19 protein-coding genes are annotated in these 22886 nt (G+C 63.2%); 8 read left to right on the forward strand and 11 right to left on the reverse strand.

What is annotated here, in order from left to right:
- Nucleotides 1-7: 7 nt before the first annotated feature.
- On the reverse strand, nt 8-1135 hold the full coding sequence (locus tag ACZ881_RS19985; RefSeq protein ID WP_476117737.1) for an FG-GAP repeat domain-containing protein: 1128 nt from the start codon (nt 1133-1135) through the stop codon (nt 8-10).
- A 204-nt stretch (nt 1136-1339) separates the two neighbouring features.
- Here ACZ881_RS19985 and ACZ881_RS19990 point away from each other — a divergent pair, with 204 nt between their 5' ends.
- The 3 genes from ACZ881_RS19990 (at nt 1340) to ACZ881_RS20000 (ending at nt 4044) form a co-directional block, all read left to right on the forward strand.
- The gene (locus ACZ881_RS19990; protein WP_091463639.1) at nt 1340-1951 is read left to right on the forward strand and encodes a TetR/AcrR family transcriptional regulator; all 612 of its coding nucleotides are present in this window, start codon (nt 1340-1342) and stop codon (nt 1949-1951) included.
- A 276-nt stretch (nt 1952-2227) separates the two neighbouring features.
- Nucleotides 2228-3418, forward strand: a complete 1191-nt coding sequence (locus ACZ881_RS19995; protein ID WP_476117738.1) for an NAD(P)-dependent malic enzyme — start codon at nt 2228-2230, stop codon at nt 3416-3418.
- Between the two features lie 122 nt (nt 3419-3540).
- On the forward strand, nt 3541-4044 hold the full coding sequence (locus ACZ881_RS20000) for a DUF456 domain-containing protein (RefSeq protein WP_091463635.1): 504 nt from the start codon (nt 3541-3543) through the stop codon (nt 4042-4044).
- Between the two features lie 85 nt (nt 4045-4129).
- Here the strand turns inward: ACZ881_RS20000 and ACZ881_RS20005 are convergent, their stop codons facing one another.
- Nucleotides 4130-5077, reverse strand: coding sequence for a polysaccharide deacetylase family protein (locus ACZ881_RS20005; RefSeq protein ID WP_454812121.1), 948 nt, complete (start codon nt 5075-5077; stop codon nt 4130-4132).
- Nucleotides 5074-6609 (reverse strand): purine-cytosine permease family protein, encoded by a 1536-nt coding sequence (locus tag ACZ881_RS20010; protein ID WP_474662089.1) that lies wholly within the window; start codon nt 6607-6609, stop codon nt 5074-5076. The genes ACZ881_RS20005 and ACZ881_RS20010 overlap by 4 nt, the downstream gene beginning before the upstream one ends.
- A 108-nt stretch (nt 6610-6717) precedes the next feature.
- Between ACZ881_RS20010 and ACZ881_RS20015 the strand changes: the two genes are divergently transcribed.
- The gene (locus ACZ881_RS20015; protein WP_476117739.1) at nt 6718-8193 is read left to right on the forward strand and encodes a PucR family transcriptional regulator; all 1476 of its coding nucleotides are present in this window, start codon (nt 6718-6720) and stop codon (nt 8191-8193) included.
- Nucleotides 8194-8286: 93 nt separating this feature from the next.
- Here ACZ881_RS20015 and purU read toward each other — a convergent pair whose 3' ends face one another.
- The 7 genes from purU to glyA are packed head-to-tail and all read right to left on the reverse strand — an operon-like array spanning nt 8287 to nt 17212.
- On the reverse strand, nt 8287-9186 hold the full coding sequence (gene purU, locus ACZ881_RS20020; RefSeq protein WP_091463620.1) for a formyltetrahydrofolate deformylase: 900 nt from the start codon (nt 9184-9186) through the stop codon (nt 8287-8289).
- A gap of 2 nt (nt 9187-9188) precedes the next feature.
- Nucleotides 9189-10580 carry an L-serine ammonia-lyase gene (locus tag ACZ881_RS20025; RefSeq protein ID WP_429330749.1) on the reverse strand — a complete coding sequence of 464 codons (1392 nt, stop codon included), beginning with the start codon at nt 10578-10580 and terminating at the stop codon, nt 9189-9191.
- Nucleotides 10580-11218 (reverse strand): sarcosine oxidase subunit gamma, encoded by a 639-nt coding sequence (locus tag ACZ881_RS20030; RefSeq protein ID WP_476117740.1) that lies wholly within the window; start codon nt 11216-11218, stop codon nt 10580-10582. The genes ACZ881_RS20025 and ACZ881_RS20030 overlap by 1 nt, the downstream gene beginning before the upstream one ends.
- Nucleotides 11211-14156 carry a sarcosine oxidase subunit alpha family protein gene (locus ACZ881_RS20035; RefSeq protein ID WP_476117741.1) on the reverse strand — a complete coding sequence of 982 codons (2946 nt, stop codon included), beginning with the start codon at nt 14154-14156 and terminating at the stop codon, nt 11211-11213. The genes ACZ881_RS20030 and ACZ881_RS20035 overlap by 8 nt, the downstream gene beginning before the upstream one ends.
- A gap of 2 nt (nt 14157-14158) precedes the next feature.
- Nucleotides 14159-14596, reverse strand: coding sequence for a sarcosine oxidase subunit delta (locus ACZ881_RS20040; RefSeq protein ID WP_402940005.1), 438 nt, complete (start codon nt 14594-14596; stop codon nt 14159-14161).
- A 16-nt stretch (nt 14597-14612) separates the two neighbouring features.
- On the reverse strand, nt 14613-15833 hold the full coding sequence (locus tag ACZ881_RS20045; protein WP_091463603.1) for a sarcosine oxidase subunit beta family protein: 1221 nt from the start codon (nt 15831-15833) through the stop codon (nt 14613-14615).
- Nucleotides 15830-17212, reverse strand: coding sequence for a serine hydroxymethyltransferase (gene glyA, locus ACZ881_RS20050; protein WP_218652458.1), 1383 nt, complete (start codon nt 17210-17212; stop codon nt 15830-15832). The genes ACZ881_RS20045 and glyA overlap by 4 nt, the downstream gene beginning before the upstream one ends.
- Before the next feature lie 150 nt (nt 17213-17362).
- Between glyA and ACZ881_RS20055 the strand changes: the two genes are divergently transcribed.
- From ACZ881_RS20055 to ACZ881_RS20070, 4 genes are all read left to right on the forward strand, one after another.
- On the forward strand, nt 17363-18034 hold the full coding sequence (locus ACZ881_RS20055; RefSeq protein ID WP_091463598.1) for a GntR family transcriptional regulator: 672 nt from the start codon (nt 17363-17365) through the stop codon (nt 18032-18034).
- Between the two features lie 575 nt (nt 18035-18609).
- Nucleotides 18610-19968, forward strand: coding sequence for an MFS transporter (locus ACZ881_RS20060; RefSeq protein ID WP_476117742.1), 1359 nt, complete (start codon nt 18610-18612; stop codon nt 19966-19968).
- A 28-nt stretch (nt 19969-19996) separates the two neighbouring features.
- Nucleotides 19997-21253: an aminopeptidase P family protein gene (locus ACZ881_RS20065; protein ID WP_476117743.1), complete on the forward strand. Its 1257-nt coding sequence runs from the start codon at nt 19997-19999 to the stop codon at nt 21251-21253.
- A gap of 71 nt (nt 21254-21324) precedes the next feature.
- Nucleotides 21325-22140, forward strand: coding sequence for an IclR family transcriptional regulator (locus tag ACZ881_RS20070; protein ID WP_476117744.1), 816 nt, complete (start codon nt 21325-21327; stop codon nt 22138-22140).
- Nucleotides 22141-22304: 164 nt separating this feature from the next.
- Here the strand turns inward: ACZ881_RS20070 and ACZ881_RS20075 are convergent, their stop codons facing one another.
- Nucleotides 22305-22784 (reverse strand): DUF4383 domain-containing protein, encoded by a 480-nt coding sequence (locus tag ACZ881_RS20075; RefSeq protein WP_091463589.1) that lies wholly within the window; start codon nt 22782-22784, stop codon nt 22305-22307.
- Between the last annotated feature and the right edge of the window lie 102 nt (nt 22785-22886).

Below are 22886 nucleotides of genomic sequence, written 5' to 3' on the forward strand. Positions count from 1 at the left end.
GATTTTCCTAGAAGATTGCTGTGAACCATCCAAAGCCTGCGCCTACAACCTCGGTGCCCTTCCAGCCGGTCTTTCCGTCGCTGTAGTAGGCAAGCAAGCGGCCCTGCTGGTCCACCCCGTAAACATCGGGGAAGCCGTCCCCGTTGAAGTCGCCGGCGCCGCCTATGAACCTGAGCGCGTTCCATCCGACGCCGATCATCCAGGACCGTGACCAGCCGCCTGCGCCGTTGCCTCCGTAAAAGAACAGGTACCCACTGCGGTCACGCGCCAGGATGTCCACATTGCCGTCGCCATTGAAGTCGCCAGGGGTTGCCAATGCGTCCATAACGTTCCAGCCGGTCCCGACGGCGGTTCGAGCCAACCATCCGCCGGCGCCATTGCCCGGGTAGAGGTAAAGGGCGCCGCCGGGTTCTCTTGCCAGGACGTCGTTGTGGCCATCACCGTTGAAGTCGCCCGGGCCGATGATGGAGTCGAACACGTTCCATCCATTGCCGATTGACTTGGCCGGTTTCCATCCCCCGGCCCCGTCTCCGCCGAAGAGGTAGAGCCCGCCGACGGAGTCGCGCACGATCACGTCGCTTTTGCCGTCGCCGTCGAAATCGCCCGGGGAGAATGCCGTGTTGAAGATGTTGAAGCCATATCCCACTGTTCGGGCAGGGTCCCAGACACTGCCATTTCGCCCGTAGAGCAGTAGCGAGCCGTCATTAGCGCGGGTCAACAGTTCGAAGCTGCGTCCCGTGAATCCTGCCGCCCGGTTCACGGCGCCAACAGGCTTGGTTTCGTTGCTGTGCAGGGATTCTCCACCGCAGGCCGTTCTGCTGGCCGTGACGTGGGCGGCCATCCGGGCGCCTGTGTCATCGGGCTCAAGGAGGTAGCTCCGGGTTGTTTCGCCGGCCACGAGGAAGCCATCCCGGGTCCAGTACACCGTGAAGTCCGGGCCTTTGCCACCCCCGCAGCTATAAAAAGTGTAGGCACCTATGTCAGCGGTCAGCTTTTTGCCCACAAACGCTTCGCCGTTGAGTATGGGGTCTGGTCCGTTGCTGGGCGCGGCCGACGCCGGTAGCGGACTAAGTGCCATGGCCGCCACAGTGGCGGTCAGCAGCGCGGCTGCAATCCGACGTCGTAATGTCCCCATGCGTGTTCCTCCCGGTGCGCCATCAAACCTGCATGAAGTGTATGTGTCTGCAGGGTCGATAGCCGGGAACGGCGTGGCTCATGGGTGCAAAGGGAGCTCTCAGCAAACGGTCATTTTGCTCCCGTATCATTGATGCGATCGGCCAGCCGCGGTCCTTGACCCAGCCGGCCGTTTCCTTGTCAGCCTGCCAAGAGATCGCCGGAAATGCCCGCATCAAACTCACTGGAACCCTACTCCCTTGACCTGACCACGGGGCTGCCCCGTATGGCCGCCGCACCCACCACGCCGCGGCAGCAGCTGCGCTATGCCCGCATCCTGAAGACTGCCGAAGGATTTGCCCAGCGGCAATTCGATACCTTGAGCTTGTCTGACGTTGCCGCCCGCGCTGACATTCCACTTGGCACGCTCTACCGCTACTTTCCCTCTACTGCCCACCTCATGCTGGCCGTCTATCGGCAGCAGCTGCGGGAACTCCGCGACGGCGTCCGATTGCGGGAAGGCAAAGGCCACGCCCTCGCCGGTTTGATGATGGAGATTTTCCATCTGAGGGTCATGCAGCCGGGAGTGGAGCACTGCCTCATCCGGCCCGCGGGCAAGGACGATGACACTGCGCAGCTACTGCGGGAAATAGATGCCCTGTCCGAGGAAGTGGTTGGGTCGCTGAGCAGGGACCCCGGGAAGGACGCCGTCAGGGCCCGGATCCTGTTGCACCTGGTGAGCGGGTTGGTACAAGCCGTCCGCTGTCGCAGGCTATCTCTGTTTGAGGCCGAGAAGGATCTCAAGAAAGCGTGCACGCTCCTCACTGGCGAGGAGTGAAAGTCCTGCTGGTCTAGACCGGCATGGCGTCAGAACACGTTTTTTGGAATGATGTAGATCACATTTATAGCTGGTTGAACGTTTTACTCTCGAATCGTCTCTCTTGGTATTGAATCTTGTACCCTCGGCGCTTCCCTAGGCTGGAAACACCGAAGCGGCTAGCAGCCCCCTATCTGCAGAAGCAATGCCGGACCAGTCACCCTTGGTCCGCACCAGCAGTTCTGTTCCTGCCCGAATCGTGCCGTGGGTTCACGGCTAGCCTGAGGAGACAAAGACGTGTCCATTGAGACAATTGCAACTGATAACGATGCCCTGGTACTGAGCGAAGAAGAGATCTTCGCGGCACACGAAGGCGGCAAGCTCACCATCTCCAGCACCGTTCCGCTCAATAACAAGCGGGACCTTTCCATCGCATACACCCCGGGCGTCGCCCAGGTCAGCCGCGCCATCCACTCCAATCCCGAACTTGCCCGCACGCACACCTGGGCTGAACGCCTTGTTGTTGTGGTCAGCGATGGCACAGCCGTTCTGGGTCTTGGCAACATTGGCCCCAGCGCCTCATTGCCGGTCATGGAGGGAAAGTCGGCCCTGTTCAAGTCCTTCGGCGATCTCGACTCCATCCCGCTGGTGCTCAACACCACCGACGTGGACGAGATCATCGAGACCCTGGTCCGTCTCCGGCCGAGCTTCGGCGCCGTGAACCTTGAGGACATCTCGGCTCCGCGCTGCTTCGAACTCGAAGAGCGCCTGATCGAAGCCTTGGACTGCCCGGTCATGCACGATGACCAGCACGGCACCGCCGTCGTAGTTCTTGCCGCCCTGACCAATGCTGCCAAGGTGACTCAGCGCGAACTCACCGGCCTCAGAGTTGTTGTCTCCGGCGCAGGTGCCGCAGGCATCGCCATTGCCGAGATTCTCCTTGCTGTTGGCATCAAGGACGTCATCCTGCTCGACTCCAAGGGCGTGGTCAACGCTGACCGTGCCGACCTCGTGGCCGACCCCGGAAGCGTCAAGGCCCGTATGGCCCAGCGGACCAACCCGCGCGGCATCACCGGTGGTCCGGGTGAAGGTCTGACGGGAGCCGACGTCTTTGTGGGCGTCTCCTCTTCCAAGTTGGACGAAGAACACCTGAAGCTCATGAACGACCAGTCGATCGTGTTCGCCCTGTCCAACCCGGACCCCGAGGTTCTCCCCGAGGTCGCCCGGAAGTATGCAGCAGTAGTTGCCACCGGCCGCAGCGACTTCCCGAACCAGATCAACAACGTGCTGGCCTTCCCCGGCATCTTCCGCGGCGCACTCGACGCCAAGGCCCGCCGCATCACGCCGGCCATGAAGATCGCCGCAGCCAACGCCATCGCTGAACTGGCCGCAGAAGACCTCTCGGCGGACTACATCGTGCCGAGCCCGCTGGACGCCCGAGTGGCGCCGGCCGTCACCGCGGCAGTCGCTGCCGCAGTGACTGAATAGCGGTTACCGACTTCGAACCAACGACGGCGACGCTTCCCCTGCTGGGGAGCGTCGCCGTCGTTTGTGGTTAAGCCGGTCTGGCTGCGCCGCTGGCCGGCCAAGCGGCCCATAGACTTGGGGCCATGAATGCCGAACTTATCGTGACCATCCTGTGCGGCCTGGCCATTGCGGTAGGTGTCGCCGGAACCATCATTCCCGTACTTCCCGGGAGCATCCTCATTGGCGCGAGCCTGCTGGCCTGGGCCATCTGGGGAGGTGCAGGTCCGCTCGGCTGGGTGATCTTCGCCGTCGGAATGGTGTTCGTGGTGGCGGGAATGGCGGCCAGTGCCGTGCTCACCGGAAGGAAACTGAAACAGCACGGTATCCCCAACAGGTCTGTGCTGATCGGCGTGGTCCTGGGTGTTGTGGGAATGTTCGTCATTCCCGTGGTGGGGCTCTTTGTTGGGTTCGCCGTCGGACTTCTCCTCAGTGAAGTCCAGCGGACCCGTGACTTCCGTGCAGCTGTGCGTTCGAGCGGCGCTGCGCTAAAAGCGACCGGCATCGGCATCCTGGTGGAGTTCGGACTCGCCTGTGCTGCGGCCAGTACGTGGATCATCGGCGTCTGGATCAACGCCGTGAACGGCTAAACCCCCAAAAACCCTTCGTCGAGATGGCAGCTCACCCCCATGTTGCCGTTCAACATGGGGGTGAAATGCCATCTCGACGGGAGGGCTAGTGGTGCGCGGGGACGTGGACCTGCGCGGGGCGGAAGCTTGCGCCGGCTCCCGGGAACAGTGGAACCTCGATTCGCGCGTGGGTGTGGATTTCCTGCACGGTGTCCTTGGTGTGCTGCGCAATCTCAGCCAGCGTGGTGACCCACATGCCGTCCAGCTCCTTGACCCTCTCGATCAGCTGCTCCAAGGCGACGGCACGGGACGGTCGGCCTGAAATGAACGGGTGGTTGGTCAGGACGAAGCAGCTGCCCTGGGAGTGGTGGGCCTGAGCTTCGAGGGTCCACATTTCCAGCGCCTTGGCCGGGCTCTCGATGACCCCGCTGCCGGTGACTCCCGGGTAGAACCCGTACTGCTCCCAGTCATCCAATGCCCAGTCCACGGGGATCTCCACGATGTCCCGGGAATCGCCCTCGGCGACCGCCATGCGGTAGGGGGCATCGCCGTCGAGCAGGCTTGAATCATAAAGGAAGCCGCGATCCGCAAGGAGTGCCGGCGACTGCCAGTTCAACTCCCACCAAGGTGCCCGATAACCAACTGGCCGGATCCCCGCGACGTTGGCCAGAGCTTCGAGTCCCCGGTCCAGGTAACTGGCCTCGGTTGCAGCGTCGATGCCCTGCATTGGCTCGTGAAGGTAGCCGTGGTGGGCGACCTCGTGCCCTGCATCAGCGATCCTGCGGACGACATCCGGGTAGCTTTCCGCCGTGAAGCCCGGAACGAAGAACGTCCCCTTGATGTCCTGGCGGTCCAGGATCTGAAGCAAGCGCGGCACCGCGATCTTGGGGCCATACGACTGGTGGCTCATGAGGGACATGCGCCGGGTGCTGGAAGGATCGTGCGCGATGGTGCAGGACTCTGCGTCGACGTCGAAAGTGAAGGACGCTGCAGCTTGGTAGCCCTGCGGCCACGTGATCGGGTGGAGCGAATCAGCGAAAGCGGGCTGGTTCATGCTGTGGTCCTTTCGGAAACTACGGGAGCGGGTGCGGCCGGCTGCGTGACAGAGACGTGGTTCGAATCCGCTAGAAGGTATTTCTTGTGTGCCCGCGGGCCGAGGACTGCGTAACTCGCAGCGCTGGTGAGGCCACCAGCCAGCCACGAAAGGTCCCAGCCGCCGAGGGCCACGGCGATGGGGCCTTGCATGGCAGGAACCAGTCCGTACATGAACAGCCAGGTGGAAAAGATCCCCACCAGGAGGGACACGATTCCGGCCCAGTTGATGACGGGCAGGCGGTGCGTTCCCACGGCATCGAAGAGACGGTCAACCTTGGCGGGCCAGCGCTTTTCCAGCCAGAAGTAGTGCACCAGCATGACGCCACCCCAGGCGGCCACCCAGGCGACCAGCCCGATCAGCCAGGCGTCGAGCACCGCGGCGAAGTCCTCCTGGAAGATGAAGAATACGACGGCAATGAGCGAGAAGACGCCGACGAACAGGTTGAGTTTGCGGCGACTGATCTTGATGTCCAGGGCTTGGGTGGCCACGGAGAAGGTGTAGATGTTCAGGATGTTGGTGGCGATGGGGCCGTGCAGCACCATGAGGAGGACGGGGAGGGCCAGGACGCCGAAGTTCTGGACGATCAGTTTTCCGGGGTCGATCTCGCCGCTGTTGGTGGCCAGGCTTGCGCCGAGGACGCCCAACCACACTACGGGGATGAACTGGCCGAGAACCGAGGCGAGGTAGACCCTGCGCTTGGGAACCGAAGTGCTGACGAAGCGGGAGTAGTCGGCGGCGTACGTGAACCAGGTAATGCCCCAGCCGATGCCGATGGCGGTCATCACTGCGCTCATGGCGGCGATGCGCTCGGACCCCTCGAGGATGTTGCCTGCGGGTCCTGCATAGCCCCAGTCGATCTTCATGCCGAACCATGCCACGCAAGACATGACGGCCAGAATGATGATGGTGGGCGGGACCGTCCACTTCTCAAAGGCTGCAATGGCCTTGTAGCCGAACCAGGCGATGGCAACCTGCGCTGCCATGATGGCCGTGGCGACGCCGATCTTCCAGGCGTAGTTCTTGGCGTCGGGATCCACCCAGCCAAGGGTTCCGAACAGGGCCATGACCAGGTCCAGGATGATCCAGGTGTTGACTGCGCACCAACCGATCACCAGCAGGGCTTGGATGGCGGCCGGGAGGTAGTTGCCTTGACGACCGAAAGCGGCGCGGGCGAGCACCATGCCAGTGGCGCCGGTCTTCTGGCCAAGGAGAACGAAGCAGCCGAACAGCAGCATGCCGATCAGGTTACCCAGGACCAGGACGATCACTGTGTCAGCGAAACCGAGGCCGAGGTGGATGCCAAGGGCGCCGAGCACCCAGTTGATAGGTGCGAGGTTGGCGCCCGCCCAGATCCAGAATTGTCCGGAGACTTTGCGGGTACGGTCTGCTTCGGGGATGGGCTGAAGCCAGGCTTCGCTGTCATGACCCGGCGCCGTTGCCGGACCTGACTGCGATGGGCTTGAAGGCGCAGGGGAGAGGTTGTCTTGCATGGGGAGAGCCTCCGTGTTTGAAAGGGACTCTTTCAGCGTATGTGCCTCGCATCACAGCAACAAGATACGATGTGTATAATCAAATGCTGAACAACAATACGGAGTGTCATGTCCATAGAGTTGGGTGCGGCTTTGGAGTACCAAAGTCTCAAATCCGCAGAACCCCGGTTCCTTAATAACGTGCCGGAAGCGCTGAACCGGCCCGTCCGTTGGGTGCACTCCAGCGAGGTATTGGACATCGCACCGCTCCTCAGTGGCGGCGAGTTGTTGCTGAGTGGAGGCCAGGCTCTCGCCGGCGTCACTGCCGAGCGGCAAGCCGACTACGTTCGCGAACTGGCCGCCCGCGGGGTCGCCGCGTTGGCCCTGGAGACTGGTCCGGCACTGCCGGAAGTTCCGGCGAGCATGCTGGAGGTTGCCGAGGCCGCCGGCTTGCCGGTCATAGAGCTGCGCCAGGTGGTCCCGTTCGTGGGAATCATGCAGGAGATCAATTCGCTCTTGGTGAGCGAATCCGTGGAGCACCTTCAGCGCGGTGACCAGGCAAGCCACGCGATGGCCGCCGAACTTGCCCACGGGGGCGGGCTCGACCAACTCCTGGCTGTTTTGTCTGAAAGGACAGGTGCCAGCGCCAGGCTGGTCTCACCGTCGGGCCTCACCCTGGGTGCCGCCGGATCGTTCGACCACCGTGGCACCGTCACCACGGTGGATGTGCCGGTGCGCGGCGTCCTCGCCGCGAGACTTGAACTGCACATGCCCGACGACGGCGATGGCGGCCTCGCGCGGGTGGCGGGCGAACGTTCCGTGGACATCCTCGGGCTGGCGTTGCTGCAACGCATGCCGCCCGGGCTGAAGGAGTTGGCGGGCATCGAGCTCATGCGTGCCATCAATTCCGGGAGCCAGCAGTGGCAGCTGCAGCAGCTCGGACCGGCCTCGGGTTTCCCAGCTAAGGGCGCGGTGGCGGCGGTAGTGATTCGGTCAACCGGCGCCGGGCATCTTCGTCCGGCAGTGGACGCGCTGCTTCGTGAAGGTGTGCCGCACAGCGCCAGCTACGCCAACAATGCGGAACTGATCGCACTCGCGTCGTTGGCCGGAGGTGCGGCGGGGGATGGGGCGGCCACCCGGCGTGCGCTCATGGAATCACTGCGTCAGCTGGAGGTGCCGGCTGGGTCCTTGGTGGCCGTCGGACCTTTGGGCAGGGGAATCGGTGAGGCGCCGTGGTCCTTGGCTGAGGCGCGTCGCGCGCTGGATTTGCCCTCGGCCGGCGGCGGTGTCGTGGACGCTGACACGCTGGCCGTGGAGCTCCTTGCCCAAGAGTCGCTGGACCCGGCCACGCGTGAAGGGTTCGTACAGCGGCAGCTGGGTGCCGTCGTCGAGCATGATCGCTTGAAGAAGTCCGAACTGATGCGGACCCTGGCCGTCTGGCTGGATACCGGGTGCAACACTGCCCAGGCTGCGAGAGAACTGCACCTGGAAAGGCAGTCCCTGCATCACAGGCTCCAACGGATCTTTGAACTGTGTGGCGGGGATCCGCGGGGAACCGGCAGGCTGGCTGCGCTGCATCTGGCAACGCGACTGGCTCGGTTGTAGGTCCTTAAACGCCAATTCGATGGTTCCCTGCACACACCGCCGTTCGCAACAGCGTCTGCGCAGGGAACCATCGAAAGGGGTGCTTGCAGGGCCCTACTTCAGCACGATCGTCCTGTTCCCATTCAGGATGATCCGCCCCTCGCAGTGCCAGCGAACGGCGTTGCTGAGGGCCTTGCACTCGGTGTCCCGGCCGGCGGCTACGAGATCGTCCGGCCCGAACGTGTGGTCCACTTCCACTACCTGCTGGGCGATGATGGGACCTTCGTCCAACTCGCCGTTCACGTAGTGGGCGGTGGCGCCCACAGTTTTCACTCCACGCGCGTATGCCTGGTGGTAGGGCTTGGCGCCCTTGAAGCTAGGCAGGAACGAGTGGTGGATGTTGATGGCGCGGCCATCCAGCTTGCGTGCCAGATCGTCGCTGAGGACCTGCATGTACCGGGCCAGGACAATGAGTTCCACGTCCAGTTCGTCGATGATCTCCAGCAGGCGGCCCTCGGCCGCGGGCTTGGTGGCAGCCGTGACAGGGACATGGAAGAACGGGATCCCGTGCCACTCCGCCAAACCCTGGTGGTCTGTGTGGTTGGAGACGACGCCCACCACATCGATGGGAAGCTCCCCGATCCGTGCGCGGAACAAGAGGTCATTCAGGCAGTGCCCGAACTTGGAGACCATGATCAGCACGCGGCGCTTGTAGCCCTGTTGCTCCAGTTGCCAGTTCATGCCGTACTTCTCGCCAACGGGAGAAAACGCAGAACGAAGCTCGTCAACAGTGGATTCATCACCGGTCGACGCGAAGTGGACCCGCATGAAGAAGTGGCCCTCAGCGCGATCACCGAACTGCTTGTTGTCGATGATGTCGCAGCCGTGTTCCAGCAGGAAGCCGGACACAGCGTGCACGATTCCGGGACCTTCGGGACAGTCGAGGGTGAGCACGTGCTCCACCGTGGTCTCTGGAGAGGAATCGACGGTTGTTTCAGTTTGGATGGCAGTCATGGCTAGCACTCCACTACGTTGACGGCGAGGCCTCCACGGGAGGTCTCCTTGTATTTGGATTTCATGTCTGCGCCTGTTTCGCGCATGGTCTTGATGGCTTTGTCCAGGGACACTTTGTGGCTGCCGTCGCCGTGCAGGGCAAGGCGGGCGGCGTTGATGGCCTTGACGCTGGCGATCGCGTTGCGCTCGATGCAAGGGATTTGCACCAGCCCGCCCACGGGATCGCAGGTGAGGCCCAGATTGTGCTCGATGCCCACTTCGGCGGCATTTTCCACTTGCTCGGGCGTTCCGCCGAGGACTTCGCAGAGACCGGCGGCGGCCATGGAGCAGGCGGAACCCACCTCACCTTGGCAGCCCACCTCGGCGCCTGAGATGGACGCGTTGATTTTGAACAGGATTCCGACGGCGGCCGCCGCCAGCAGGAAGCGCACGACACCGTCGTCGTTGGCTCCTGGAACAAACTTTGTGTAATAGTGCAGCACTGCCGGGACAATACCGGCGGCACCATTGGTGGGCGCCGTGACGATCCTGCCGCCCGCGGCGTTCTCCTCGTTCACAGCCAAGGCGAACAGGTTCACCCATTCCATGGCGAGGAGTGGATCGGCAGAATGCGCACCGTTCAGGTCTGCGTCAGTTTCGGAGAGCTTCTTGAACAACGACGGCGCCCGTCGCCGGACCTTCAGGCCTCCCGGCAGGATTCCCTCGGCAGAGCAGCCGTTGTCAACGCATTCCTGCATGACGGCCCAGATGCCCAGCAGCCGTTCGCGGAGCTCTTCCTCGGAACGCCATACGAGTTCGTTGGCCAGCATGATGTCCGAGATCGACTTGCCTTCCCGGAGGCAGATGGCCAGCAGTTCGTCGGCAGTGGTGAAGGGGTAGGGCAGGACGGTGTCATCGGCTACCACTTTGTCTGCTCCGGAGACGTCCCCGTCCACCACGAAGCCGCCCCCAATGGAGTAGTAGCTGCGTTCCCGCAGCACGGTGCCCGTGTGGTCCAGAGCGCGGAACGTCATGCCGTTGGGGTGTGCCGGCAAAGACTTGCGGCGGTGCAGGACCACGTCCTCGTCCCAGTTGAAGTCCACCCGGTGGTTGCCGCCCAATCGAAGTTCCGCGTCGAGCGCTGCGGCTGCCACCTGGTCATCCGCGGTGTGGGTATTCACGGTCTCCGGGGAGTGGCCTTGCAGCCCCAGAACCACAGCCTTGTCTGAGCCGTGGCCCCGGCCGGTGGCGCCCAGGGAGCCGAAAAGCTCAGCCTGGACGCGCACCGTAGCCGGGAGCTGGCCGGACGATTCGAGACCGTCCGTGAACTGCTTTGCCGCACGCATGGGGCCTACCGTGTGTGAAGACGACGGCCCGATGCCAACAGAAAACAGGTCAAGCACACTTAGTGCCATTAGGGGACCTCTGGTGAGGCGTACTCCCGCATGGCGTCGAGGAGCCAGCGTCCCAGGAAGTCGGCAAACGAGGCCCTGGGAAAGATCCGGTAGGACTCGTCCGAGGTCTTCCAGAGCATCACCGGAATGTGCGCGAGCTCTGTGGAGACAGCGGTGCCGGCCTTGAAGACGCGAGGGTGGAGGTCTAATGCGCAGGTCTTTTCCAGCACTGCGCGGGCGTGGCTACCGGAGAGCTCGAACGTGGTGCGGTTGGCGGACAAGTCCACCACCTGGCCGGCGTCATTGCCCAGAGCGGTGGTCAGATCGCTGACCAAGGATCCGCCCAGCGAATCGTGGGCTTCCTCCGGGGCCACCACCATGAACTCGGTGGGGCCCAGCCACAGGGTGTTCACGGAACCCGTCCCCGCCACGTCACCGCAAGTGGCAGGCAAGCCGCCGGTCACGGACGCAACGCGGGCACCGGCGTCGGACGTTCGGTCAACCCGAATGCCCACCATGGCCTGGTACGGGACTTCGGTGAGTGTCACCGTGCCCGGCACGGAGCCGGAGGTGAAGGCCTCAGCCAGGTGTTCGGCCGGGCTGCGGCGGGCGCCCCGGACGCGGTTGACTGTTTCTGATGGTGTTGCTGTTTCAGCCATCTTTGCGGGTCCCTTCAGCATCGAAAAGTACGGTTTCGCCAACAACCACGTCCACCAGTTGGTCTCCCAACGAGGCCACCAGGGTCTCGCCGATGCGGTTGCGGCCGTTTTGAATGAGTGCCAGGGCGAAGGAACGGCCCAATGCGGCGCTGTGGTAGCTGGAGGTCACGAAGCCCTCCATGGGAACGGGTCCGTAAGCCGGGTTGACCGGAATGCCCTTTTCCACGAGTTGCGTGCCTTCCGGCAACCTCAGCGAGTGGTCCACGGGAAGCACGCTGACCAGGTGCTTGCGGTCCTCACGGCTTGCGTCCTGGCGGAGGTAGGAGCGCTTGCCGATGAAGTCCTTGGCCTTGGAGACGATCCAGTCCATGCCGGCGTCCTGCGGTGTGACCGTGCCATCGGTATCCTGCCCGACAATCGGGTAGCCCTTCTCGGCGCGGAGAACGTGCATGGTTTCAGTGCCGTAAGGGGTGATGTTGAACTCGGCGCCTGCGGCAGCGACGGCTTCCCACGTGTTGAGCCCATACCAGGACGGGATGTTGATCTCGTACGCCAGTTCGCCGGAGAAGGAGATGCGGCAAACACGAGCCTGCACTCCGGAGGCCAGCGTGGTCTCGCGGAATGTCATAAACGGGAAGGCTTCAGCATCCAGGCCACCGTTTTCGGCGAGCTGGGGAGCAACCTTGGCGATCACGGCGCGGGACTTCGGGCCAACAACGGCGATGGTGCTCCACTGTTCGGTGACGGACGTGCAGACCACATCGAGTTCCGGCCACTCCGTCTGGTGCCACTCTTCCAGCCAGTCCAGCACCTTGGCTGCGCCGCCGGTGGTGGTGGTCATGAAGTAGCGGTCATCGTCCAGGCGGAGAGTCACGCCGTCGTCGAAGATCATGCCGTCCGGGGTGCACATGACGCCGTAGCGGGCGGATCCCGGTGCGAGCTTCTTGAACGCGTTGGTGTACACACGGTTCAGGAATTCGCCGGCATCCTTGCCACGGATTTCGATCTTGCCCAGCGTGGTGGCGTCCATGAAGCCCACGGAATCGCGGACGGCGGCGCATTCGCGCAGGACAGCCGTGTCCATGTCTTCCCCGGCCTGCGGGTAGTACCAAGGGCGCTTCCACTGTCCAACGTCTTCGAACAGTGCGCCTTGGGCAACGTGCCACGGGTGGATGGAGGTCACTCGGGCGGGATCAAACAGCTCGCCTCGCTGGCGGCCGGCCAATGCTGCGAAAGCCACGGGCGTGAAGGGAGCACGGTAAGCGGTGGTTCCGATCTCACCGACGCCCGGGATGTTCTCGGCTCCGCCGAACTTAAGCGCTGCGGCGATGACGCCGATCGCGTTGACGCCGGACGTCTTGCCCTGATCGTTGGCCGTGCTGATGGAGGTGTACCGTTTGACGTGTTCCACGGACCGCATGCCTGCTCCAGTGGAGCGGAGGACATCGGCCACGGACTGGTCGCGCTGGAAGTCGACGAAGTGGTGGTGCCACTCGCCCGGTTCGCCGGTTTGGCCAGGAACCAGCCAGAGCTGGCGGCTCGGTGCGCTGGCCACGGGTGCCTGCAGCTCTAGGGGAGTGGTGGCGGATTCGAAACCGGCCGCGATGGACGCTGCTGCTCCCGCCGAGATGCCCTCTGCCAGGCAATCCTGGAGTTCGAAGCTGCCACGGCCTGCGCCCACAACGTGCTGGTCCCTTACAGGAGCGGTGGGAATGAACGCTGCGAGCTCGTCATCCCAACGCAGCTTGCCCTGGCGCTGGCTGTGGAGGTGAACCACCGGGCTCCAGCCGCCGGAAACTGCAAGCAGGTCGGCAGCCAGCTGTTCGACGCCCGAGGTGAGTTCGCCGTCGTCGTTAATACTGCGGATGGTGACGCCGTCCAGACGGCCGTTTCCGTCTGCGGAAGTGTCGGCCACGGCACTGCCGATGAGGACCCGGATACCGGACTCGACGGCGGCGGCAGCCTTCGCGCTGATCTGCGGACGGGCATCGACGACGGCGGCAACCGCCACGCCTGCCGCCTTCAGGTCCGAGGCAAGAGCGTAAGCGGAGTCGTTGGTGGTGCTGATGACCACTCGCGAACCGGCTGCCACGGCGTAACGGTTCAGGTAGGTGCGGGCGGCCGAGGCGAGCATGATCCCCGGACGGTCATTGTTCTCGAATACCAAGGGACGCTCGTGGGCGCCCGGTGCCAGGACAACCTGCTTGGCACGGATATGCCAAATACGCTGGCGGGAGACTCCGGAAGCTGCCGGAACGCTCAAGTGGTCCGTGCGGTTCTGGGCTGCAATGAAGTAGTTGGAGTCATAGGAGCCGAACGCGGTGGTGCGGTTCAGCACCGTGCATTCGCCGGCGGAAACCAGCTCGGCTTCCACGTCAGCAACCCACTCCAGGGCCGGCTTGCCTTCGATCTGTTCGGCCAATTCAGGGGCAGTGGTACCGGAGAGAAGTGATCCGCCAAGTTCGGGCTGGTCGTCGATCAGGATGACGCGGGCGCCGGTGCGGACTGCTTCGCGTGCTGCAGCCAGGCCGGCGATACCGCCGCCGACCACCAGGACGTCGGTGTGGACGTACTTCTTGTCGTACTCGGCCTTGTCCTCGTTGGGATCCAGTTTCCCCAGGCCGGACAGAAGCTCAATGTTCATGCCGTCCACCAACGACACTGCGGTGGCGGGAAGCATGGACTCGGCGACATGTCCGCGGAAGCGGGGAGCGATCTTGACCAAGGCGTTGGACTCTTCCACGCCGGCCGCCATGATGCCGCGGGGTCGGTCCTCGTAGAGGGAGTTGCCGGCGTTGATGTGGCCGTTGGCCAGCAGCGCCGAAGCGATGGTGTCGCCGGGGTGACCAGTGAATTCCTGACCGTCCACGGTGAAGCGCCAAGAGATGCTGCGATCAATGCGTCCGCCGGTGGCGAGGCGTGCGTTCTTGCTGGTCACTTCTAGACTCCTTCCGAGGAGGTGGGTGCTGTGGCGCCTGTTGTTGCGGCGCCGGGTGCGAGGCCTGGTTCGCCGGCCTGGCCGAAGTCCCCGCTTTGGGTGAACTCGCCGGGCTGGGACGGTCCGTTCTTCGGGCTTCCGCCTGTTCCTGCCGCGGTGCTCTTTGCGAGCTCGGGACGGGGCTGGCCCATTGCGTAGATGGAGTGGATTTCGTAGCTCACGGTGTCGCGGAGCATGTTGAACCACTGGCGGCAGCCGGTGCTGTGGACCCAGCGCTCGGCGAAGGTGCCCTTGGTGTTCTCCCGGTAGAACAGGTACTCAGCCCATTCGCGGTCCGTGAGGTCGTTGGGGTTCTCCGGGTAGGCGATGTGTGCCTGGCCGCCGTAGTGGAATTCGGTTTCGTCGCGGGGCCCGCAGTTGGGGCATGAAATGAGGAGCATGTCTTTCCTGTCCTGGCTAGTGGGCCACGGCTGCGGCGCCGTGTTCGTCGATCAAGGCGCCTGTTTCGAAGCGTTCCAAGGCGAAGGGCTTGTTCAGCTTGTGCGGTGCGCCCGTGGCAATGGTGTGCGCGAAGGTCAGGCCCGCTGCTGGGGTGCCCTTGAAGCCACCCGTTCCCCAACCACAGTTGACGAACATGTTCTCCACCGGGGAGAGACCAACGATCGGCGAGGCATCCAGCGTGGTGTCCACAATGCCGCCCCAGGTCCGGAGCACGTGTGCCCGAGCGAAGATCGGGAAGAGTTCCACGGCTGCTGCCATCTGCTCTTCGATCACGTGGAATGAACCGCGCTGGCCGTAGCCGTTGTAGGAGTCCACGCCGGCGCCCATCACCAGTTCGCCCTTGTGGGCCTGGGAAACGTACACGTGGACGTGGTTGGACATGACCACAGTGGGGTGGACCGGCTCGTGCAGTTCGGACACCAGTGCCTGGAGCGGGTGCGACTGGATCGGCAGGCGGAAGCCGGCCATTTCCGCCAGGACTGAGCTGTGCCCTGCGGCGCAGAGGCCCACCTTTTCGGTGTTGATATTGCCGCGGCTGGTCTTGACGCCGGTGACCCGGTTGCCGTCCTTGATGAAGCCGGTGACTTCACAGTTCTGGATGATATCGACGCCGAGTTCATCGCATTTGCGGGCGAAGGCCCAGGCCACGTGGTCGTGCTTGGCGATGCCTGCGCGCGGCTGGTAGGTGGCGCCCATGACGGGGTAGCGGATGTTGTCGCTGATGTTCAGGATGGGGCAGAGTTCCTTGACCTGCTGCGGGTCCAGCCACTCTGCGTCCACGCCGTTGAGCCTGTTGGCACCTACGCGGCGGACACTCTCGCGGACATCGCCCAGCGTGTGGGCCAGGTTCATGACGCCACGCTGGCTGAACAGGAAGTCGTATTCCAGCTCTTCCGGGAGGATCTCCCAGAGCTTGAGGGCGTGCTCGTAGATTGCAGCGCTCTCGTCCCAGAGGTAGTTGGACCGGATGATGGTGGTATTGCGGGCCATGTTGCCGCCGGCCAGCCAGCCCTTTTCCAGGATGGCGATGTTGGTCATGCCGTGGTTCTTCGCCAGGAAGTACGCGGTGGCCAGGCCGTGCCCGCCGCCGCCCACAATAACGGCGTCGTAGCTCTTCTTCGGTTCCGGGTTGCGCCAGAGGAAGTCCGGGTGTTCGGGGAGGTGGTCTGCACTCACTGGGCTGCTCCAATCAGTTCTGCTTCGGTTACGGCGCCGTTGCCGTTGTTGTTCAGGTGGGGGTAGAGCGGGAACTTCTCCGCCAGCGCGGTCACGCGGCGGCGAAGCTCGACGGCGGTGGCGTCGTCCAGGGTGACGTCAGCTTCGGTGCCTGCTTCAGTTCCTGCCTGGGTGCCGCTGTTCGCTGCGGCGATCAACGCCGTCGCAATGATGTCCGAAACTTCGGTGAAGTCCTCAGCCTTGAAGCCACGTGCGGCGAGGGCCGGGGTGCCGATGCGCAGGCCGGATGAAACCATCGGAGGGCGGGGGTCGAACGGAACAGCATTGCGGTTGACCGTGATGCCGATGCGGTGCAGGGTGTCTTCGGCCTGCTGGCCGTTGAGGACCGAGTGACGGAGGTCGGCGAGGACCAGGTGGACGTCTGTTCCGCCGCTGACAACCGAGATGCCGGCTGCAGCTACGTCGTCTTGGAGAAGCCGCTGCGCAAGGATCTTTGAACCCTCGAGAACGCGGACCTGGCGTTCCTGGAACTCCGGCTCGGCGGCCATCTTGAAGGCAACGGCCTTGGCGGCGATGACGTGCTCCAGCGGACCACCTTGCTGGCCGGGGAAGACGGCGGAGTTCACCTTCTTGGCGATGTCGGCGTCGTTGGTGAGAATCACACCACCGCGAGGGCCACCAAGGGTCTTGTGGGTTGTGCTGGTGACGATGTGGGCGTGCGGCACCGGGCTGGGGTGGAGACCTGCGGCGACGAGACCCGCGAAGTGGGCCATGTCCACCATGAGGTAGGCGCCCACCAGGTCCGCGATGCGGCGGAATTCGGCGAAGTCCAGCTGGCGGGAGTACGCGGACCAGCCGGCGACGATCAGCTGCGGCTTGCTCTCGAGGGCGAGGCGTTCAACTTCTGCCATGTCCACGGTGTGGGTGTCCTCGCGGACGCCGTAGGGGACAACCTTGTACAGCTTGCCCGAGAAGTTGATGCGCATACCGTGGGTCAGGTGTCCGCCGTGGGCGAGGTTCAGGCCCATGATGGTGTCGCCCGGGGTGATCAGCGCGTGCATGGCCGACGCGTTTGCCTGTGCGCCGGAGTGCGGCTGGACGTTGGCGAATTCTGCACCGAACAGGGACTTCAAGCGGTCAATCGCCAGCTGCTCGATCACATCAACGTGTTCGCAGCCGCCGTAGTAGCGCTTGCCCGGGTAGCCCTCGGCGTACTTGTTGGTCAGCACCGATCCCTGGGCTTCCATGACGGCCGTCGGGGCGAAGTTCTCGGAGGCGATCATTTCCAGCGTGGACTGCTGGCGGATGAGTTCCTGGGCGATCGCCTGATCGACCTCCGGGTCCGCCTGGGCGAGCGGGCGGATCAGCGGTTCAACCATGGTGTTCTCCTTCAAAAGCTTGTCTAGTGGCCGACTGTTAGGCAACTGATATATTAGAACTATTGCCATAGTATGTTGAAGATCACATGGTCGTCAACAGGTCTGCGGTAACTCATCCAGCAGACTGAAGTACGACGACGGGAGAGAGCAATGAGCGCTGCATTGGAAGCACTGGAATCAGCTCCGCAGGGAACATCCCTGGCGGAGAACGCCTACCTGCTGCTGCGCGACAGGCTCATCATGCTGGACGTCAAACCCGGCGACCCCATCAACGACGGCCAAATCGCCGCCGAACTGGGGATCGGGCGCACTCCTGTCCGGGAAGCCATCAAGCGACTTGAAAGCGACCACCTGGTGGTCTCCTATCCGAGGCGCGGCACGTTCGCCACCGGCGTGGACATTACCCAGCTCGCCGAAGTCTCCGAGATCCGCGAACTCCTGGAGCCCCTCGCCTCCCGGAAAGCTGCCCGCATGGCAAGCCCTGCCATGCGTTCGGAGCTCCGCGCCGTCGCTGCTGCAATCCGTGATCTTGAAGGCCAGGACAATTCCTCCCAGGAACTCATGCGGTACGACATCCAAGTGCACCGGCTCATCTATAAAGCCTCCGCCAATGCCCACCTCGAAGACGTCCTCATTCGCTATGACAACCTGGCCACCCGAATCTGGTGCCACATGCTTGAGAAAATGCCCTCCGTTTCCGGCCACATCTCCGAGCATGCCGACCTCCTCACTGCCATAGCCGACGGCGACGAAGACCGCGCCGCTGAGCTCGCCCTGCACCACGTCGTCAGCTTCGAAGAGACGATCCGCAAGGTCCTCTAAGGCCTCCTGCCCGTCCGCCGTTCGCCGGCCGGGTCAGCCTGTGGCGTGCGCCTTCCGGGGGTGGGGTCATCCTCTGCGCGCTCGCTCGTTCCTCGCTTAGACGCGCGCTGCCGGATAACCCCACCCCTCCCGACCCTCTCTCATGTCCCGCGGGTTTGGGCCCGACCCTCTCTCACATCCCTAGGGTTTGGGCGGGTCGCTCTCTCATGTCCCGGGGGTTTGAGCCCAACCCTTCTCCCCCTTTGGTGTTTTTAGGGTGCTGCCGCAATCGCCCGTGGGCGCACTTGGGCTGTGGCGTCGATGCTGCCGTTGCCCATCGACGCCGAACTTTCTTCAAAAGATGAGAGAGCGATCGAGTGAAGGGGTGGGGATGTGAGAGAGCGTCGGCGGTGGAGATGCGTTGAGTGCAACTTCAGTGCGACGAGTGCAACAGGCGCATCGCGCGTCAAAATGTCCGGTCCCGCATTATCAACGTGAAAAATCTCTAGAAGCACCCCTTGACCGTGGCGTCGCTCACACATACTCTGGTGCAACAGCGTTGCGTTGAATGCAACCCCAATGATTTTGGTGGACACATGAGCAATGAATCCTCTGTGGCAGCCGAGCTAGGTGTTTCACCCGCCTCCGGCTCCAACCACACCCTCAGCCCCAACAACACAGTCAGCAAGGACACTCGACGGCGAGTGGTCACCGCCAGCTTCATCGGCAACTTTGTTGAGTGGTTCGACTACGCCGTTTACGGCTACCTGGCCGGCATCATCTCAACAGTTTTCTTCCCGGAGTCAGACCGGCAGACAGCCCTCCTGGCAACCTTCGGCGTCTTCGCCATCAGCTTCTTCGTGCGGCCGCTTGGTGGTTTCATCTGGGGCCATATTGGCGATCGACTCGGCCGAAAGCAGGCGCTCTCGCTCTCGATCGTGTTGATGTCAGTGGCCACGTTCTGCATCGCACTGATCCCGGGCTACGCCACCATCGGTGTAATGGCGCCGATTCTGCTCCTGCTCGTAAGAGTTGTCCAAGGATTCTCCGCGGCCGGCGAGTACGCAGGGGCGTCCGCCTTCCTGGTGGAATATGCGCCGGCGAATCGCCGCGGACTGTATGCCGCCGTCGTGCCTGCCAGTACCGCAGCGGGACTGCTGCTGGGATCCTTGCTTGCCGCCCTGCTGACGTCAGTACTTAGCGCGGAGCAGCTCAACGAGTGGGGCTGGCGGTTGCCGTTCCTGCTCGCAGCGCCCATGGGCCTGATCGGACGGTACATCCGGACCAAACTGGAGGACACTCCGGCGTTCCGTGAACTGGCCGAGGAGGACGACGGCGTCAAGGCTCCCGCGTTGGCCATGTTCAAGACGTACCGGAAGCAACTCGTTATCGCCACGGGCGCGGTGCTGCTCAACGCGGTGGGCTTCTACGTGATCCTCAGCTATATGCCCACGTATTTGTCGGAGGAGCTGGGCTTCGGCGCCACGGAGTCGTTCCTCGCCACCACCATTGCCCTGGCCAGCTACATCGGCTTCATCTTCCTGACGGGCATCGCCTCGGACAAGTTCGGCCGCAAGCGCATGCTCATCACCGCGTCGGTCCTGTTCATCCTGCTCACGGTGCCAGCGTTCATGCTCCTGGACACCCGCAACTTCCTGGTGATCGTGTTGGTTCAGATCCTTCTCGGCGGCATGCTCACCCTCAACGACGGCACCCTGCCCAGTTTCCTGGCCGAACTCTTCCCTACGAAGGTCCGGTACACGGGCTTCGCCGTCAGCTTCAACCTCTCCAACGCCTTGTTCGGCGGCACCGCGCCGTTCATGGCCACCCTCCTGATCGGCATGACCGCCAGCAAGCTGGCACCCGGCTGGTACCTCGTGGCCGCCGCCATAGTTTCCCTCATCGCAGTCCTGTTCGCCACGGAGACTTCCAAGAAGCCCCTGCTGCAGGACTAGTTCAACCCACCCATTGAAAGGAACCACCATGACCATCACCCAGAACGAGGCCGTCAACGACGTCGCCAAGCTTGAGCGCACCAAGGTCCTCAACAACGGCGAAAAGGTTTCGCTGACCTTCTCCGACGCGGAGTTTGAGCGCCGCCTCAGCGGCCTCCGCAGCATCATGGCCGAGAAGGACCTCGACGCCGTCATCCTCACCAGCTACCACTCCATCAAGTACTACTCCGACTTCCTCTTCACCTACTTCGGCCGCTCCTACGGCATGGTGGTCACCAAGGAAGACACCGTCACCATTACGGCGAATATCGACGCCGGTATGCCTTGGCGCCGCAGCTACGGCGACAACCTGGTGTACACGGACTGGCGCCGGGACAACTACATCCACGCCATCCAGGAAGTGCTGCGCACTCGCGGTATCAACCCGCGCCGCATCGGCGTCGAAGATGACTCGCTGCCGCTGGACAACCGCAACAAGTTCCAGGCAGCCTTCTCAGGAGCCACGCTGGTGGACGTCGCGCAGGCTGCGATGCGTCAGCGCATGATCAAGTCTGACGAGGAAATTGCGGTCATCAAGCATGGTGCCCGCATTGGTGACCTCGGCGGCGAGGCCATCCGCAACGCCATCACAGCCGGGATCACCGAGTACGAGGTTGCCTTGATCGGCACTGAAGCAATGGTCCACGAGATCGCCCGAACGTTCCCGGACTCTGAAATCCGTGACACGTGGGTTTGGTTCCAGTCGGGCATCAACACCGACGGCGCCCACAACTGGGCCACCACGCGCAAGATTCAGGAACACGACATCCTGTCCCTGAATTGCTTCCCCATGACCAGTGGCTACTACACCGCCCTGGAGCGCACCCTGTTTTACGGCGAACCGGATGCCCGCTCCCTGGAGCTGTGGAACATCAATGTGGAGGTCCACAAGCGCGGGCTGGAACTCATCAAGCCCGGCGCGGTCTGCAAAGACATCGCCGCCGAGCTGAACGAGATCTACGTAAGCCACGGACTGCTGGCCAACCGCACCTTCGGCTACGGCCACTCGTTCGGCGTGCTGAGCCACTACTACGGACGCGAAGCGGGCCTGGAGCTGCGCGAGGACATCGACACCGTTCTGGAGCCGGGCATGGTGGTATCCATGGAACCGATGATCACGGTCCTGGACGGCCAGCCGGGCGCCGGCGGCTACCGCGAGCACGACATCCTGGTGGTTGGAGCTGACGGGGCAGACAACATCACCAAGTTCCCGTTCGGCCCCGAGCACAACATCATCGGAGCCTAGTGACCCGGCCGGTGGGCACAGCGTGGTGTCCACCGGCCGGTGCGCCTGCCCAAGCGAAATATAGTGAACCCATGACTCCCTCGGAATCCAACGACGCTCCAGAAAACAGCAACGGCAGTGGCGACAGCAAAAGTACCTCCGTCATCGTCAACGCCATCGCCGTGTTGAGGAGCTTCAGCGCCGACGAGCCGCTCCTGGGAGTCACCGAAATCGCGGGCCGCGTTGGCCTGCACAAGAGCACCGTCTCCCGAATCCTCGCGACACTGGAACAGGAAAACCTTGTAGAGCGCGACGTCGATTCGCGCAGGTTCCGCTTGGGGCTGGGAATGATCGCCATGGCGGGTCCACTCCTGGCGGAACTCGAAGAACGCCGCGTCGCCTACCCTGTGCTGCGCGAACTCACTGAGCGCACGGGGGAGACGAGTGCGCTCATGGTGTGGAACGGTAACGAATCCATGTGCGTGGAACAGATTCCCAGCCGGCACCAGGTCAAACACCTCGCTCCGTTGGGGGCGCGATACAACGAGGCCCTCAGTTCGTCGGTGCAGGTGTTCCTTGGCGCGGAGAACGAAGATCGGGTGCGTCAACTGTTGCGCAGCGGCTCGATTACCCTCCCTGGTCTGGACGAGGACGCAATTGAGGGGTACCTCGAGCGGATCGGGGAGTCCTTGAAGCGCGGCTGGGCAGTGAACTTCGGGGAGACCTCTATTGAAGAAGTGGGTGTGGCCTCGCCCGTTTATGACCATCGTGGCGACATTGTGGCGTCCGTCCTGATCCCCGCGCCGAAATTCCGCGTTTCGCAGGACACCCTGGACAGCCTCGGTGAAGCCTGTGCCGCAGCTGCGGCCAAAGTAACCACGCGCCTGGGTGGCCGCGCCCCGCGGTAGCCGGGCAGCCCGTCGTCGAGCCTTCAAAACCTCCGCCGAGATGGCAGCAGATGACCATCACGAGCGCGAACATTGTCATTAAATGGCATCTCGGCGGAAACAAAACGGCGGCCGTCCCGCATGGGGGCAGCCGCCGTCGTCGATTTACAAGCCGTGCGGAAGGTCTACATCTTCCGTCGTGCTGTGGTTGTTTCGTCCATGGCATCCCTGCCCAGCCAGGCGCCCAGCCCGATCATGGCAATGCCGAGGATCAGGTGCAGCCAGTTGTCAGCCGTATTGAACGGGACGAAGTTGGCAGCTGTTTCCTGGTTGATGACCAGGCCATAGATCCAAAGAACGATGTACACGGCGCCGCCGCCCAGGAGGAACAGGCGAGCCATGCGTGCGTTCCTTGCCATGGCCAAGCCGGCCACGCCAAACAGCAGGTGAACGATGTTGTGGAGTATGGACACTTGGAAGATTCCAAGCAGCATGGCGCCGGATTCATGTCCCGCAAAGGTCATGGCGCCGAAATTGGTGGTGATTCCCGGGATGAAGCCCAGGATGCCTACCAGCAGAAATACAATGCCAACGCCCATGGCGGTGTTGCGAAGCGTCAACCCCATCATGTGGTGGTGTTCGGCGGGGTGCGAAGCGGTGGTCATCAAGTCCTCCCTTTCACGCTGTTACCCGGCTCTTCTCATGGAGAGCCGACCTGCGGCAAGGGGTGTGGCAAAACCTTGCCGACGCCGCCATAATACTCCTGA

This window comes from Paenarthrobacter sp. TE3676 (assembly GCF_056279165.1).